Raw genomic sequence first — 15,107 nt, 5'->3', positions numbered from 1 at the left:
AGAATTGTGCTGTATGAACGTCCAGTTTGAAAGGGTTTTCCTGCGAGGCGTTACGCAAAAAGAAAAGGCCGAGCATGTCGGCCTTTTAGCACTGAAGAGAGAATTAGATCAGGCGGCGCGCCGCTTCAACCACGATTTTCACCGCATGGCTTTCAGTCTGCTTCATGGTTTCAGCGTTCGGGATCTCCTGTTGGGTACGGTTGACGATAACGCCCGCCACCATACCGGCACGCAGACCCTGGCTCGCGCACATGGTCAGCAGCGTCGCAGATTCCATTTCGTAGTTCATGACGCCCATCGACTGCCACTCTTCCATGGAGCCTTTGAAACGGCTCACCACGCGACCAGAGAAGGTGTCGTAACGCTCCTGGCCCGGGTAGAAGGTATCGGAAGAGGCAGTTACGCCCACGTGGGTGGTGGCGCCCACGGATTTCGCGGCTTCAACCAGCGCGGTGGTGCATTCGAAATCAGCCACTGCCGGGAATTCCATCGGTGCAAAGTGCAGGCTTGCCCCGTCCAGACGCACGGATGCGGTGGTAACCAGCACGTCGCCCACGTTGATGTGCGGCTGAATGGCGCCTGTGGTGCCGATGCGCAGGAAAGTACGAATGCCCAGCTGCGCCAGCTCTTCAACGGCGATAGAGGTAGACGGGCCACCAATACCGGTAGAGCACACGATCACCGCTTTACCGTCCAGCTCTGCGCGCCAGGTGGTGAATTCGCGATGCGCTGCCAGCTTAACCGGCTTATCCATCAGCGCGGCGATCTTTTCCACACGCTCTGGATCGCCAGGGACGATAGCAAGCGTAGCCCCTTGTAAATCGTTTTTAGTGAGGCCGAGATGAAAAACATCAGACTTAGACATAGGTGACTCCTCTGTGGGTCGGTTTGTCAGAAGAAGTAAAACGGTACTTTACAGAAGCAATGTGCATTATTTCGTGACACACCTCACCATGAATGAAAATGATTGCAGCTAATTTCCATAAAATAGTGATTCACATCACATTAACAAGTTATATCGCCGGGTGTTGCACAAAAGATAGACGCTATAAGGCACTGTGGGTTGTTAACCTGGTGTCTATATTTATCTTTGCGCTAATCCATTCATTGGTACGGAGAATGCCATGACTGAAAAAATCGGTTTTGCACCTGCTGCGGCCCCGCACGCTTCAACCATCGTCTCAACCCCTGAAGAAGCCATTACCGCAGGCGAGACCTCCATTCCCTCCCAGGGAGAGAACATGCCAGCGTACCACGCGCGGCCAAAATCTGCCGATGGCCCGCTGCCCATCGTGATCGTGGTGCAGGAAATATTTGGCGTTCATGAACATATTCGCGACCTCTGCCGCCGTCTGGCGCTGGAAGGTTACCTGGCCGTTGCGCCGGAACTCTATTTCCGTCAGGGCGATCCGAATGATTACAGCGACATCCCGACGCTGTTCAGCAACCTGGTCAGCAAAGTGCCGGACGCGCAGGTACTGGCCGATCTCGACCACGTTGCCAGTTGGGCGGCGCGCAACGGTGGCGACCCGCACCGTCTGATGGTGACCGGCTTCTGCTGGGGTGGACGCATTAGCTGGCTGTATGCCGCGCACAATCCGCAGTTGAAAGCGGCCGTGGCCTGGTACGGCAAACTGGTGGGCGAAAAGACGCTGAACTCGCCGAAACATCCGGTTGATATCGCCACCGATTTAAATGCCCCGGTGCTAGGGCTGTATGGCGGTCAGGATACCGGCATTCCGCTTGATACCGTCGAGACCATGCGCCACGCGCTGCGGGCGGCAAACGCGAAGGCCGAAATCGTGGTGTACCCGGATGCGGGACACGCGTTTAATGCCGATTATCGTCCGAGCTATCACGCGGAATCCGCGAAAGATGGCTGGCAGAGAATGCTGGCGTGGTTCAGCCAGTACGGCGGGAAGAAAGCGTAATACCAAAAGCCCGGTGGCGGCTACGCCAACCGGGCAATCCAGCACCACTACGCCTGACGCAAATTCTGCGCCGCCTGCACCATGTTCGCCAGCGCCGCGCGGGTTTCAGGCCAGCCGCGGGTTTTCAGGCCGCAGTCCGGGTTTACCCACAGACGTTCCGCCGGAATGCGCTGGGCCGCTTTTTGCAGCAGCGATTCAATCCACTCCACGCTCGGCACGTTAGGGGAGTGAATGTCATACACGCCCGGCCCGATTTCGTTCGGGTAGTCGAACTCTTCGAACGACTCCAGCAGCTCCATGTCTGAACGCGAGGTCTCGATGGTGATCACATCGGCGTCGAGCGCGGCAATGGAGTCCATGATGTCGTTAAATTCGCAGTAACACATGTGGGTGTGGATCTGCGTGTCGTCCTTCGCGACGGCCGCGTTGAGGCGGAACGCCTCCACGCCCCACTGTAAGTAAGCATCCCAGTCGCTGCGACGCAGCGGCAAGCCTTCACGCAGCGCCGGTTCGTCGATCTGAATGATGCCAATCCCCGCCGCTTCCAGATCCGCCACTTCATCACGCAGCGCCAGGGCGATCTGTTTGGCGATGGTTTCCCGGGAAACATCTTCACGCGGGAACGACCAGCAGAGAATGGTCACCGGCCCCGTCAGCATGCCTTTTACCGGTTTGTCGGTCAGAGACTGGGCATACTTCGCCCACTCCACGGTGATCGCTTCCGGGCGGCTGACGTCACCGATCACCACCGGCGGCTTCACGCAGCGGGAACCGTAGCTCTGCACCCAGCCGTTCTGGGTAAAGACGAAGCCGTCCAGGTGTTCACCGAAGTATTCCACCATATCGTTACGCTCGGCCTCTCCGTGCACCAGCACGTCCAGACCCAGACGTTCCTGCTCGACGATCGCCTGTTTGATGTGTTCCGCAATGCCGGTGCGGTAGTGATTCGCATCCAGATTGCCCTTTTTGAAGTCCAGGCGCAGGCCGCGGATCTCGGTAGTCTGCGGGAAGGAGCCGATGGTTGTGGTCGGCCACGCGGGCAGGTTAAAGCGCGCACGCTGGGCTTCGGCGCGCACTTCATACGGGCTCTGGCGCTGGCTGTCCCGGGCAGTGATGGCCGCCAGACGTTTTTCCACCGCCGGGTTATGCACGCGCGTCGAGTGACGGCGCGCCTGGATCGGAGCGCTCCAGTGGGTAATCGTAGCCGTGTCGCCGCTGTTCAACGCGTCGCGCAGCAGAGCCAGCTCCTCACACTTTTGCAGGGCAAAGGCAAACCAGCTTTTCACCTCAGGGTCGAGTCGGGTCTCTACGCTCAGGTCGATCGGGCTGTGCAGCAGGGAACAGGAAGAGGCTACCCACAATTCACGTTTACCGACAATGTCCTTAATTTGTGCATATTTCTCGGTGAGATCGGCACGCCAGACGTTACGACCATTCACCAGACCGGCAGAGAGCAGCCACTCCGCAGGCAGACGCTTGTGCAACTCTGCCACATCGTCTTTGCCGTGAACGAGATCAACGTGCAGACCCTGAACCGGCAGCGCAGTAATGGTGTCGAGGTTAGGCGTTACGCCCTCGAAATAGGTGGTCAGCAGCAGCTTCACCTGGCCCGTGAGCGCGTCATACGCCGGTTTGAAGGCATCCAGCCACGCCTGCGGCAGCTCAAGCACCAGCGCCGGTTCATCGATTTGCACCCACTGAATACCGCGCTTACCCAGCTCAATCAGCACCTGCTTATAAACCGGCAGAATATCGTTCAGCAGTCTGAGGCGGTCGAACTGCTCACCTTTCACTTTGCCCAGCCACAGGTAGGTGACCGGCCCCAGCAGCACGGGTTTCACCTGGTGACCCAGCGCCAGCGCTTCGTCCACTTCATCCAGAAGTTGGGTCCAGGTCAGTTTGAACTGCTGGCCCTTAACGAACTCCGGCACCATATAGTGATAGTTAGTGTTAAACCACTTGGTCATTTCCGCCGCTGCCGCTGGCTCACCCGTTGGCGCGCGGCCACGGCCGATGCGGAACAGGGTATCGATATCCACCGATCCATCGCTGTTCTGATGACGAGCCGGCACGTTGCCAAGCAGCAGGCTGGTGGTCAGAACATGGTCGTACCAGGCGAAATCGCCCACCGGCAGCAGGTCTACGCCCGCCTGTTTTTGCTGATCCCAGTGACGCGCGCGCAGCTCGCGTCCCACCGCCAGCAGTTCTTCGCGGGTGGCGTTACCCGCCCAGTAGCTTTCTTGCGCTTTTTTCAGCTCGCGACGCAGACCAACGCGAGGGAAACCGAGAGTGTGAGTGCGGATTGTCATGGCATACCCCTTGTAGAAATTCGTTATTTAGACGTCCAGATGTTTACACTTCTATAATTGGCAGGTACTGTATATTCCTCAAGCGCAAAATGTTCATGCCGAAGTGAAGGACTTTCATGATCGAGATTAAACACCTGAAAACGCTACAAGCGTTGCGGAACTGCGGTTCTCTTGCGGCGGCAGCGGCCACGCTGCACCAGACTCAGTCTGCCCTTTCTCACCAGTTCAGCGATCTGGAACAACGCCTCGGCTTTCGTCTTTTTGTGCGTAAGAGCCAGCCTTTGCGCTTTACGCCGCAGGGCGAAATTTTGCTTCAGCTGGCGAACCAGGTGCTGCCGCAGATTGCCAGCGCGTTGCAGTCCTGCAACGAGCCGCAGCAGACCACCCTGCGCATCGCCATTGAGTGTCACAGCTGTATTCAGTGGCTGACCCCCGCGCTTGAGAACTTCCGCCAGAAGTGGCCGCAGGTGGAGATGGACTTCAAATCCGGCGTCACGTTTGATCCGCAGCCGTCGCTTCAGCAGGGTGAGCTGGATCTGGTGATGACCTCAGATATTCTGCCACGCAGCGGTCTGCACTATTCGCCAATGTTTGATTTTGAGGTGCGTCTGGTGCTGGCCCCGGACCATCCGCTGGCCGCCAAAACGCGTATCACGCCGGAAGATCTGGCAACGGAGACGCTGCTGATTTACCCGGTACAGCGCAGTCGTCTGGATATCTGGCGCCATTTCCTGCAACCCGCGGGCATCAGCCCACAGCTGAAAAGCGTGGATAACACGCTGCTGTTAATTCAGATGGTGGCGGCCAGAATGGGGATTGCGGCGCTGCCGCACTGGGTGGTCGAGACGGTTGAACGCCAGGGTCTGGTGGTTACCAAAACCCTGGGTGAAGGACTGTGGAGCCGGCTGTACGCCGCCGTGCGCGATGGCGAGCAACGTCAGCCAATTACGGAAGCGTTTATTCGCTCAGCGCGGAACCACGCGTGCGACCATCTTCCGTTTGTGCGGAGCGCGGAGCGACCCAGCGGCGATGTACCCACAGCGAAGCCAGGATCACAGTTCCCCCAATAAGGAAACTCGGCCAGTGCGGCTGCTCCTGCCAGATGGCGAGGTTCACCAGTAGCCCCGCCGGCACGTGCACGTTGTTCATGATCCCCAGCGTTCCGGCGTCTACCTGCGTCGCGCCGTAGTTCCACATAAAATAGCCCAGCCCCGACGCCACCACGCCCAGCCAGACCAGAACGCTCCACTGCACGGGGGTGGTCGGCAGCTTTTGCGGGTTGCCGAGCATAAACCATGCCGCAATCGCGACAATCGCCGCACCCATATAGAACCACGCAAACGCGTTATGCTGCGGCATCGGGCGGGTCTCCATCAGGCGTTTGTAACCCACCATCCCGATGGCAAAGCTGATATTAGCGAGCTGGACGAACATCAACCCGGTCCAGAAGTGATCGCTTACCTTGTCATAGCGAATAATCGCCGCGCCAATGACTGCCAGCGCAGCGCTCAGCAGGTATCCCCAGCGCAGGCGGCGCCTGCTGAGCAGGTCATAAATCAGCGTGATGTAGAGCGGCGTGAGCACGGTGAAGAGCAGAAATTCCGAGACGGACAGGTAAACGTAGGCCCGGAAGCTGAACAGGTACATGATGCCGAGCTGCATCGCGCCTACCAGCATGTACAGCAGAATGGTTTTTAGCGACTGCCCGCGGGTACGCAGGAACGGCAGGAACACCAGTGCCGCCAGCCCCACGCGCATCAGCACCGAAAAGTAGCTGTCGACCGATCCGGCAAGGTATTCGCCAATCAGACTAAAGGAGAAGGCCCACAGGATAGTGGTGATAATGAGTAGCGCCACAATGCTTGTCTCTCAAAAAGAAGGAGAGGCATTGTAGCGAACTCTTTAGTTGACATCTGAACAATAAACAATCAAATGAAGATTATTCAAGGAACAGTTTGCGCAGATACTTAGGTACCGCGTTGTCTGCGTTCGTGCCAATCACTTCCAGCTCCGGGTGCAGATCTTTCAGGCGCTGGTGCGCGTTCTGCATGATGCAGCCTTTACCCGCCATGGAGAGCATCTCGGCATCGTTCATGCCATCGCCAAAGGCGATACAGTCTTTCAGTTCAAAGCCCAGACGCTTCGCGACCGCTTCCAGCGCGTGACCTTTGGACACCCCGCCCGCCATCACTTCCAGACAGGTCAGCGTGGAGAAGCTCACGTTCACGCGGTCGCCCCAGCGGGCGTTGATCGCCTGCTCCAGCGGAAGCAGCGCTTCGTGACTTTCGCAGGTAAAGAACACCTTGCTGATCCCTTCAGGATCCAGCAAACCCGGCTCATACAGGGAGTAGTTGAAGACGGCTTCCTTGAAGAAACGCATTTCGTCCGGGCGATGACGGTTCATAAACCACTCGTCGTCGCGGTAAACGTTAGTCACGATATCCGGGTTGTTATGCACAATGCCGAACAAATCAGTGGCGATGTCACGATCGAGATTATGGGTAAAAATCAGGTTGCCGTCCGTGTCATGTACGCGCGCACCGTTAGAGGTGATCATGTACGACTTGATCTCCAGGTTATCGCGGATCTGCCCCACGTCCACGTGGTGGCGACCGGTGGCGAACACGAAGTTCACGCCACGGGCAGTCAGGAGTTTTAGGGTCTCTTTCGCATAAGGCGACAGGGTGTGGTCGGGGGAAAGCAGCGTGCCATCTAAATCAGATGCAACAACCTGGTACATAGGGATTTCAACCTCTGGTGGAAAACAATAATCAGTTATGCCTGTTGAAAAATTCAACAATGGCGTTGAGCGCGACTGAGCGCATAGCGTCCTTTTCAAAAAGGATCTCATGGTACGCACCGTTGATGACCAGCGGTTTACCCCCTTCACAGGGATGGCCCGCAGCGGCGCGAAGTTCACAATAGCGGTCATGCATGCGGTTATCCACCACACGCTCTTCTTCCGCCTGGATCAGGAGCGTCGGCGTGTCATCATCGCCTACGCCTGCCAGCACCTGTTCACCGGCATGAATACCTTCCCGCACCCAGTGCCAGGTGGGGCCGCCGACCCGCAGACGCGGTTCATCGGCATAAAAACGCAGGTTGCGCCGATAACGCTGCCGACTGTGGGTTAACACGTTGATGGCAAACGGTAACGCCCGCCAGCGTCCTGTTCCGATGGCATAGCCTTCTCGAATGCGCTGATGGCCCTCAGCCCAGTCGAGAAGATGGCGCACCATCCAGTCAGGAAAACGTATCACAATGCCGTACATCGGCGCGGTCAGCGCAATGGCGTCGCACTGGTGCTTATGGCGCTGCAAAAACAACGTCGAGATCGCGCCCCCCATGGAGTGGGCAAGAATATAACGCTTGCGCCACGGTCCGGGCTGCACTTCCTGCTGCCAGAACGCGGCCAGATCGTCGACGTAATCGCTGAAGTTATCCACGTGGCCGCGATGGGTATCCGGTAACATCCGGCCGGAAAGCCCCTGCCCGCGATGGTCGATAATTAACACATCAAAGCCCAGATGGAACAGGTCATACGCCAGCTCGGCATATTTGATATAGCTTTCGATGCGCCCGGGGCAGACCACAATCACCCGGTCATTTTTTTCATCACGGAAACGAACGAAGCGTACCGGGATTTCCCCGACGCCCATAAACTCATCTTCCTCACGCTGGCGCCAGAAATCGGTCAGCGGCCCCATGGAGAAAGCAGCAAATGCGTTTTCTCGTGTTTCCCAGTCCTTTTTCTGCTGAAACATTGGGTTTCCACCCCCCGTAATTCAGGGAATATCGTTTTTTTCGTCACCGGTCACAAAATGACTCAACAATAGCGTATTGTGGCATAAAAACAGACGATCCGGGAGTTTCAAATGACCTTCGAGTGGTGGTTCGCCTACCTGCTGACATCCATCATCCTCAGCCTTTCACCTGGCTCGGGCGCAATCAACACCATGACCACCTCCATTAATCACGGCTATCGCGGCGCGGTGGCGTCAATCGCCGGTTTACAGACCGGGCTTGGCATTCATATTGTGCTGGTGGGGATTGGTCTGGGCACGCTGTTCTCCCGTTCGGTGCTGGCCTTCGAGGTGCTGAAATGGGCTGGCGCAGCGTATCTTATCTGGCTGGGTATTCAGCAGTGGCGCGCCGCTGGCTCGATTGATCTGCATACGCTCTCCCGGACGCAAACACGCGGCCACCTGTTTAAGCGCGCGGTGTTCGTTAACCTGACCAACCCGAAAAGCATCGTGTTCCTCGCCGCCCTGTTCCCGCAGTTTATCGTGCCGCATCAGCCACAGGTGATGCAGTACGTGGTGCTGGGCGCAACCACCATTATTGTCGATATCATTGTGATGATTGGTTACGCGACGCTGGCGCAGCGAATTGCGGCGTGGATCAAAGGGCCTAAGCAGATGAAGGCCCTGAACAAAGTCTTTGGTTCGCTGTTTATGCTGGTTGGCGCGCTGCTTGCGTCAGCGCGTCATGCTTAACGAGAAATGATGAGATGAATGCCGAAGCCGGCGAACAACGCGCCGGCGAAGCCGTCGATCCACTTCGCGATGCGCTGGTAGCCGCGACGCATCGCCGGTAAGGCAAACAGGCTTGCCACAACGGTAAACCAGGCGAACGTTTCCACAACGATCAGCAGGAAGATCCCCCAGCGCGCGCCCGCGCCGACGTTATCCCCCACAAACAGCGAGAATACCGAGCCGAAGTAAATAATTGCTTTCGGGTTCGCCAGGTTGGTCAGCAGCCCTTTCACAAAGCTACGGCCGCCCGTTGCCAGCTCAACCTTTGGCTCTTCCGGCTTGTTCTCTTCTTTCTTCAGCGCCCCGCGCAGCATCTGGTAGCCCATCCAGCACAGGTACAGACCGCCGCCAACCATAATGATGTTATGCAGCCACGCCATTTTCGCCAGGATCAGGTTCAGACCGAGCAGCGCAACCGCCGCCCAGACCATGACGCCCATGGTAATACCGAGCACACCCATCATCGCCTCTTTGCGGGAGCGGCTGACGGCCGTTTGCGACACGAAGAAAAAATCAGGGCCTGGGCTCATCAGCGCAACGATGTGCACTAACGCCACGGTGAGAAATAGCATTAACATAATTAGCTCGCGGGGAAATAATACAGTGAGTCACCATCCTGGCACTTTTTCGCCCGGCTGACTACTCCTCATCATCACCATCAGCGTGGGAACGGATGAGCGCCATAAACTCTTTACCGAAGCGCTCCAGCTTGCGCGTGCCGACGCCGTTGACGCTGAGCATCTCGCTGGCGCTGAGCGGCATTTGCTCGGCCATCTCGATCAGCGTCGCGTCGTTGAACACCACGTATGGCGGGATGTTCTCTTCATCGGCAATAGCTTTACGCAGCTTACGCAGCTTGGCGAACAGCTTGCGGTCGTAGTTACCGCCGTAGGATTTTTGCATCACGCGCGGCTTCAGGGCGACGACGCGCGGAACGGCGAGCTTCAGTTCAACCTCGCCACGCAGGACCGGTCGCGCCGCTTCGGTCAGTTGAAGCGCAGAGTGCTGGGCAATATTTTGCGTGGCAAAGCCGAGGTGGATCAGCTGGCGGATAATACTCACCCAGTGCTCATGGCTCTGGTCTTTCCCGATGCCGTAAACCGGCAGCTTGTCGTGACCCATATCGCGGATACGCTGGTTGTTAGCCCCGCGCAGCACTTCAACGACGTAGCCCATCCCAAAGCGCTGGTTCACGCGTCCGATAGTCGAGAGCGCTTTGCGCGCGTCCATCAGGCCATCGTACTGCTTCGGCGGGTCGAGGCAGATATCGCAGTTGCCGCACGGCGCCTGACGCCCTTCACCAAAGTAGTTGAGCAGCACCAGACGGCGGCAGGTTTGCGCTTCGGCGAAGGCCCCCATCGCGTTAAGCTTGTGGCGTTCGATATCCTGCAACTGCCCCTGCGGTTTCTCTTCCAGACAGCGGCGCAGCCACGCCATATCCGCCGGGTCGTAAAACAGCATCGCTTCCGCAGGCAGGCCGTCACGCCCGGCGCGGCCGGTCTCCTGATAGTAGGATTCGATATTGCGCGGAATGTCGAAATGCACCACAAAGCGCACGTTGGGCTTATTGATCCCCATCCCGAACGCCACCGTTGCGACCACGATTTGCAGGTCGTCGCGCTGGAATTTTTCCTGCACATCGGCGCGGATGTGGTTCTCTAACCCGGCATGGTATGCCGCCGCGCTAAAGCCGCGATTTTGCAGACGCGCAGCGGTGTCTTCCACCTTTGCGCGGCTGTTGCAGTAGATGATGCCGGACTTGCCGCGCTGCTCCTGCACGTAGCGCAGGAGCTGATCCAGCGGCTTGAACTTTTCCATCAGCATATAGCGGATGTTCGGGCGGTCGAAGCTGCTGACCTGAATATACGGGTCGTTCAGTCCCAGCAGGCGAACGATGTCCTGACGCGTGGTGTCGTCCGCCGTGGCGGTAAGCGCCATAAACGGTAGCTCGGGGAAGCGCTGACGAAGCTGGCCGAGGGCGGCGTATTCCGGGCGGAAATCGTGCCCCCACTGGGAGATACAGTGCGCTTCATCCACCGCCAGCAGCACCGGGTTCCAGTGCGCCAGGTGGTCGAGGAAGTTGTCCAGCATCAGGCGCTCTGGCGCGATATACAGCAGGCGAACCTGTCCGGTGCGGCACCCGGCCATCACCTCTTGCTGCTGCTCGCGAGTTTGCGTTGAGTTAAGACAGGCCGCCGCCACGCCGTTGGCGAGCAGCTGGTCGACCTGGTCTTTCATCAGGGAAATAAGGGGTGATACCACAACCGTCAGGCCATTAAGCACCAGCGCGGGCACCTGATAGCAGAGCGATTTACCGCCGCCGGTCGGCATGACCACCAGGCAATCGCGGCCTTCCAGCACGGTTTCAATGATGGTTTCCTGGCCAGGACGGAACTGCTGGTAGCCAAAGGTTTCATGCAAAACCTGTTTAGCCAGCGATTCCTGATTCAATACTTCCGCCTGCGCCACGTTAACCCCATATGCCAGAAATGAAACAGGCGCTATTTTCAGCGCCTGAGAGAGAAACTTCAACGTTTAACGCAAAAACATTCGAGCAGCTTAGAAAATATCGTTCAGCATGACGCCCACACCGACGCGGGTCTGGTTGAAGTTGTAGTCGATCAGCGATTCGCCGTACCCGCTATACACCTGAGTATAGAGACGAACGTGTTTCGTTACCGGGTAGCTCAGGCCCAGCTCTGCACCGCCGTAGCCGGTATTCCAGTTGTACTGGCCTTTGGCGCTCAGCACCGCGTCACCCAGCTGATAGCCCACCTTAAGCTGATAGTAGCCCATGTATTTGGTGATATCCGGGTTGTCATCGGTGCTGCCTACTACGTACCACGGCTTCACTTCCACCATGAAATTGCCGTTCTGCGCCATCAGACGCGTATAGATGCGGTTCCAGCTGCGTGAGGTTGGGTCGGAACGACCGTTGGAATCGTGGTTATAGCCCACCTCCACGTCTCGCAGCGTCCAGCCTGCAAACTCATAATCGGTGGCGAAACCGAGGAACAGCTGCGGTTCATAGTTGGTTTCGCGGAACGGTGATGATTCCCCGCTGTTGGAGAGCTGCCACCATGACTTCTGCGTGTAGGACGCGCCAAGTACCGAGTTCGGCCCCAGGATGCCGCGCCAGAACGGGAAGGCGAGGCTGAGCTGGAACTTCACCTCATCTTTACGCGCATTATCAGACCAGTTATAGGAGCTTATCGCCTCTTTGTTGAGATCGCTGGTCTGGGTGTAGATCACGTAGTTTGTGTCATACGGGTACAGCGTGAACGGATTGTCATGCTCCTGAAGCATATTGGCGATGATGCTGCCCTTAACGGCAGGTTTATCATGCACCTCTTTGATCGTCGCTTCCTGCGCATATGCTGTGAGGGGCAGCGCAACCGCCGCCAGTAACCAACCCAGATACGTCCGCATCGGTGGTGTTCTCCTGAAATGGTGACATTTAATGAATAGTTTTGTCCGGGCATTCTACAGACTTCTGCGATAACTTCCGCTTCCTCGTTTCTTAAAGTGGCATTCCTTTATCCTGAAGCATAAAATCAACATTTTGTTAACAACAAGGATGCCACGTCAGATGTCAGCCACACTCACCGCCGAAGAAACCTTAAAGCTCGTGGGCGAGATTTTTGTGTACCACATGCCGTTCAACCGTGCACTGGGTCTTGAGCTGGAGCGATACGAAAAAGACTTCGCTCAGCTGAGTTTCAATAATCAGCCAATGATGGTCGGTAACTGGGCGCAAAGCATTTTGCACGGCGGGGTAATTGCCTCCGCGCTGGACGTGGCGGCCGGTCTGGTGTGCGTGGGCAGCACGCTGACGCGCCACGACACCATCAACGAAGATGAATTACGCCAGCGCCTGTCGCGCATGGGCACCATCGATTTACGCGTCGACTACCTGCGCCCAGGACGCGGAAACCGCTTCACCTGTACCAGCAGCCTGCTGCGCGCCGGGAATAAAGTTGCCGTCGCCCGCGTTGAGCTGCATAACGAGGAGCAGGTTTATATCGCCAGCGCAACCGCCACTTATATGGTGGGTTGAGACGGCAAATTCGGGTAAAATTACTTCACTTTTTTGTAACGGATTTTCCCGATGGATGCTAAACAGACGCGGCAGGGCGTTTTACTCGCCCTTGCCGCTTATTTTATTTGGGGTATAGCACCGGCGTACTTCAAACTTATTGCCTATGTTCCGGCGGACGAGATCCTCACTCACCGCGTCATCTGGTCGTTTTTCTTCATGATTGCGCTGATGAGTATCAGCCGTCAGTGGTCAGGCGTCAAAACGCTGCTGAAAACCCCGAAGAAGGTCTTCCTGCTCGCCCTCTCTGCGGTGCTGATTGGCGGAAACTGGCTGCTGTTTATCTGGGCGGTGAATAACCATCACATGCTCGAAGCCAGCCTGGGCTACTTTATTAACCCGCTGGTCAATATTTTGCTGGGGATGATTTTCCTCGGCGAGCGCTTTCGCCGGATGCAGTGGGTGGCAGTGATTCTGGCCTTCTGCGGCGTGCTGGTACAGCTGTGGACCTTCGGCTCACTGCCGGTTATCGCCCTGGGGCTGGCGTTCAGCTTTGCCTTCTACGGCCTGGTGCGTAAAAAAATCGCCGTGGAAGCGCAGACGGGAATGCTGTTTGAAACCCTGTGGCTGCTGCCTGTCGCCGCGATCTACCTGTTCGGTATTGCCGACAGCGCCACCAGCCATATGGGCAGCAACCCATGGTCGCTGAACCTGATGCTGATGGCCGCGGGCGTGGTCACGACGATTCCCCTGCTGTGCTTCACCGGCGCGGCAACGCGTCTGCGCCTCTCCACGTTGGGCTTCTTCCAGTACATTGGCCCGACGCTGATGTTCCTGCTGGCGGTGGTGTTTTACGGCGAGGTGCCGGGTGCGGATAAGATGGTGACGTTCGCCTTTATCTGGGTGGCGCTGGCCATCTTTGTTGCGGATGCGATTTATACCCAGCGCAGGGTGCGCAAAGGGCTGTGATGTTGCCCTCACCCTAACCCTCTCCCACAGGGAGAGGGAATTCGATCGTAGGGCGGGTAAGCGCAGCGCCACCCGCCAGATTTTTACAGCCAGTTCCGGCGTTTAAAATAGAGATACGGCGCCAGCCCGGCGAGGATCATAAAGATAATCGCCCCCGGGTAGCCAAAGCTCCACTTCAGTTCCGGCATAAACTCGAAGTTCATCCCGTAGCTGGAGGCTACCAGCGTCGGCGGCAGGAACACCACGGACACCACCGAGAAGATCTTGATGATGCGGTTCTGCTCGATGTTGATGAAGCCCATCGCCGCCTGCATCAGGAAGTTGACCTTCTGGAACAGGGATTCGTTGTGCGGCAGCAGGGATTCGATATCGCGTAAGATCTCACGCGCCTGCTCCAGCTGACCGCCCGGCAGACGCGCCTTGCGCACCAGGAAGTTCAGCGCGCGCTGGGTATCCATCAGACACAAACGCACCTTCCAGCCGATATCTTCCAGCTCAGCCAGCGTGGACAACGCTTCGTCGTACTCATCGCCCTGATGGCCTTCCATGATCACGCGGCTCAGCTTTTCCAGGTCGCTGTAGATGTTTTCGATTTCATCCGCCAGCTGTTCGATTTTGGTTTCGAACAGATCCAGCAGCAGCTCATAAGCGTTGCCGTCCATCATCGCCTGGCTGCGGGCACGCATACGGTAGAGACGAAACGCAGGCAGTTCGCGCTCGCGCAGGGTGAACAGGCGGCCATCGCGGATGGTAAACGCCACGGTGGAGTTCCCCGCGTGGTCTTCGGCATCCTCGAAAAAGAAGAAGGAGTGAATGTGCAGGCCGTCTTCGTCTTCAAAAAAACGGGCGGATGCTTCGATGTCTTCCAGTTCCGGGCGTGTCGCCAGGCTTTGCCCCAGTTCAGATTGTACGCGAAGGCGCTCATCGTCGTCCGGCTCGACCAGATCCACCCATACGGCATCAATGAGGGGCTGTGACTCTTCGGCTTCAAGCCGAGTCAGTCGGTTATTTTCGAGTTGAAATGCGCTCAACATGACCGGGACTCCCAATGCAAAAAATATCGGACAGTTCGGTGGGCACACAGAAACAAATTGGGTTTCAGACCATTAAACAGCCTGACTCAGCGCGACGGGAATGATGCAGTCGCTGACAACCACTAAGGCCATCAGCAAGAGGAGATAGCCTTAGGAGTTGTTCCTGGATGACAGGGAATTGAGCCAGTATCTACTGGGTGTGTCCAAGGCGAATGTCCTCTTAGCGTAATCGTGCGCGCATGTTACGCCAGCAATAACTGTGGCGTCAACACGCAACGGAACGCTGAAGGGCA

At 57.2% G+C, this 15,107-nt stretch carries 15 protein-coding genes; 5 read left to right on the top strand and 10 right to left on the bottom strand.

The window, feature by feature from the left end; translation table 11 throughout:
• Positions 1-103: 103 nt before the first annotated feature.
• Positions 104-865 (bottom strand): uridine phosphorylase, encoded by a 762-nt coding sequence (udp, locus tag ACOTX4_RS16530; protein WP_003860792.1) that lies wholly within the window; start codon positions 863-865, stop codon positions 104-106.
• A gap of 259 nt (positions 866-1,124) precedes the next feature.
• Here udp and ACOTX4_RS16525 point away from each other — a divergent pair, with 259 nt between their 5' ends.
• Positions 1,125-1,931 carry a dienelactone hydrolase family protein gene (locus tag ACOTX4_RS16525; RefSeq protein ID WP_023302906.1) on the top strand — a complete coding sequence of 269 codons (807 nt, stop codon included), beginning with the start codon at positions 1,125-1,127 and terminating at the stop codon, positions 1,929-1,931.
• Between the two features lie 47 nt (positions 1,932-1,978).
• On the opposite strand, the gene metE is transcribed toward ACOTX4_RS16525, so the two are convergent.
• A complete protein-coding gene (gene metE / locus ACOTX4_RS16520) occupies positions 1,979-4,240 on the bottom strand; it encodes a 5-methyltetrahydropteroyltriglutamate--homocysteine S-methyltransferase (RefSeq protein ID WP_045332946.1) in 2,262 nt (753 codons plus the stop codon).
• Positions 4,241-4,356: 116 nt separating this feature from the next.
• On the opposite strand from metE, the gene metR reads away from it, so the two are divergent.
• Positions 4,357-5,310 (top strand): HTH-type transcriptional regulator MetR, encoded by a 954-nt coding sequence (gene metR / locus ACOTX4_RS16515; RefSeq protein ID WP_045332947.1) that lies wholly within the window; start codon positions 4,357-4,359, stop codon positions 5,308-5,310.
• Here the strand turns inward: metR and ACOTX4_RS16510 are convergent.
• The 3 genes from ACOTX4_RS16510 to pldB form a co-directional block, all read right to left on the bottom strand.
• On the bottom strand, positions 5,198-6,097 hold the full coding sequence (locus ACOTX4_RS16510) for a carboxylate/amino acid/amine transporter (RefSeq protein ID WP_003860795.1): 900 nt from the start codon (positions 6,095-6,097) through the stop codon (positions 5,198-5,200). The two genes, metR and ACOTX4_RS16510, sit on opposite strands and share 113 nt — an antisense overlap.
• Positions 6,098-6,179: 82 nt before the next feature.
• Entirely contained in the window at positions 6,180-6,980 is an 801-nt protein-coding gene (gene yigL, locus ACOTX4_RS16505) for a sugar/pyridoxal phosphate phosphatase YigL (RefSeq protein ID WP_045332948.1), read from the bottom strand.
• Positions 6,981-7,011: 31 nt separating this feature from the next.
• Positions 7,012-8,004, bottom strand: a complete 993-nt coding sequence (pldB, locus tag ACOTX4_RS16500; RefSeq protein WP_015570002.1) for a lysophospholipase L2 — start codon at positions 8,002-8,004, stop codon at positions 7,012-7,014.
• A gap of 111 nt (positions 8,005-8,115) precedes the next feature.
• Here pldB and rhtB point away from each other — a divergent pair, with 111 nt between their 5' ends.
• A complete protein-coding gene (gene rhtB / locus ACOTX4_RS16495) occupies positions 8,116-8,736 on the top strand; it encodes a homoserine/homoserine lactone efflux protein (RefSeq protein WP_003860798.1) in 621 nt (206 codons plus the stop codon).
• Here rhtB and rhtC read toward each other — a convergent pair.
• From rhtC to pldA, 3 genes are all read right to left on the bottom strand, one after another.
• Positions 8,733-9,353 carry a threonine export protein RhtC gene (gene rhtC, locus ACOTX4_RS16490; RefSeq protein ID WP_023323988.1) on the bottom strand — a complete coding sequence of 207 codons (621 nt, stop codon included), beginning with the start codon at positions 9,351-9,353 and terminating at the stop codon, positions 8,733-8,735. The genes rhtB and rhtC overlap by 4 nt on opposite strands.
• A gap of 61 nt (positions 9,354-9,414) precedes the next feature.
• A complete protein-coding gene (gene recQ / locus ACOTX4_RS16485) occupies positions 9,415-11,244 on the bottom strand; it encodes an ATP-dependent DNA helicase RecQ (RefSeq protein WP_003860800.1) in 1,830 nt (609 codons plus the stop codon).
• A 90-nt stretch (positions 11,245-11,334) separates the two neighbouring features.
• Positions 11,335-12,204, bottom strand: coding sequence for a phospholipase A (gene pldA, locus ACOTX4_RS16480; protein ID WP_003860803.1), 870 nt, complete (start codon positions 12,202-12,204; stop codon positions 11,335-11,337).
• 160 nt (positions 12,205-12,364) lie between these two features.
• On the opposite strand from pldA, the gene yigI reads away from it, so the two are divergent.
• Both yigI and rarD read left to right on the top strand, forming a co-directional pair.
• Positions 12,365-12,832 (top strand): acyl-CoA thioesterase YigI, encoded by a 468-nt coding sequence (gene yigI, locus ACOTX4_RS16475; protein ID WP_006812366.1) that lies wholly within the window; start codon positions 12,365-12,367, stop codon positions 12,830-12,832.
• A gap of 51 nt (positions 12,833-12,883) precedes the next feature.
• Complete coding sequence (rarD, locus tag ACOTX4_RS16470) at positions 12,884-13,780, top strand: EamA family transporter RarD (RefSeq protein ID WP_017694744.1); 897 nt, start codon at positions 12,884-12,886, stop codon at positions 13,778-13,780.
• 83 nt (positions 13,781-13,863) lie between these two features.
• Here the strand turns inward: rarD and corA are convergent, their stop codons facing one another.
• Both corA and ysgD read right to left on the bottom strand, forming a co-directional pair.
• Positions 13,864-14,814: a magnesium/cobalt transporter CorA gene (gene corA, locus ACOTX4_RS16465; RefSeq protein ID WP_032608220.1), complete on the bottom strand. Its 951-nt coding sequence runs from the start codon at positions 14,812-14,814 to the stop codon at positions 13,864-13,866.
• 150 nt (positions 14,815-14,964) lie between these two features.
• Positions 14,965-15,021 (bottom strand): YsgD/CorL family protein, encoded by a 57-nt coding sequence (gene ysgD / locus ACOTX4_RS16460; protein WP_212743980.1) that lies wholly within the window; start codon positions 15,019-15,021, stop codon positions 14,965-14,967.
• Between the last annotated feature and the right edge of the window lie 86 nt (positions 15,022-15,107).

The sequence above is a fragment of the Enterobacter cloacae complex sp. IR5459 genome (genome assembly GCF_049238005.1).
In the GTDB taxonomy this organism is placed as follows: domain Bacteria; phylum Pseudomonadota; class Gammaproteobacteria; order Enterobacterales; family Enterobacteriaceae; genus Enterobacter; species Enterobacter hormaechei_C.
The sequence above is the reverse complement of the archived record's forward strand: the minus strand, read 5'-3'. Positions and strand labels throughout refer to the sequence as shown.

Excerpts from the sequence above, each read along its gene's own strand:
- ACOTX4_RS16525 (WP_023302906.1), top strand. The coding sequence starts at position 1,125 with ATGACTGAAAAAATCGGTTTTGCACCTGCTGCGGCCCCGCACGCTTCA.
- metE (WP_045332946.1), bottom strand. The coding sequence starts at position 4,240 with ATGACAATCCGCACTCACACTCTCGGTTTCCCTCGCGTTGGTCTGCGT.
- pldA (WP_003860803.1), bottom strand. The coding sequence starts at position 12,204 with ATGCGGACGTATCTGGGTTGGTTACTGGCGGCGGTTGCGCTGCCCCTC.
- yigL (WP_045332948.1), bottom strand. The coding sequence starts at position 6,980 with ATGTACCAGGTTGTTGCATCTGATTTAGATGGCACGCTGCTTTCCCCC.
- udp (WP_003860792.1), bottom strand. The coding sequence starts at position 865 with ATGTCTAAGTCTGATGTTTTTCATCTCGGCCTCACTAAAAACGATTTA.
- yigI (WP_006812366.1), top strand. The coding sequence starts at position 12,365 with ATGTCAGCCACACTCACCGCCGAAGAAACCTTAAAGCTCGTGGGCGAG.
- metR (WP_045332947.1), top strand. The coding sequence starts at position 4,357 with ATGATCGAGATTAAACACCTGAAAACGCTACAAGCGTTGCGGAACTGC.
- pldB (WP_015570002.1), bottom strand. The coding sequence starts at position 8,004 with ATGTTTCAGCAGAAAAAGGACTGGGAAACACGAGAAAACGCATTTGCT.
- rhtC (WP_023323988.1), bottom strand. The coding sequence starts at position 9,353 with ATGTTAATGCTATTTCTCACCGTGGCGTTAGTGCACATCGTTGCGCTG.
- rhtB (WP_003860798.1), top strand. The coding sequence starts at position 8,116 with ATGACCTTCGAGTGGTGGTTCGCCTACCTGCTGACATCCATCATCCTC.
- rarD (WP_017694744.1), top strand. The coding sequence starts at position 12,884 with ATGGATGCTAAACAGACGCGGCAGGGCGTTTTACTCGCCCTTGCCGCT.
- corA (WP_032608220.1), bottom strand. The coding sequence starts at position 14,814 with ATGTTGAGCGCATTTCAACTCGAAAATAACCGACTGACTCGGCTTGAA.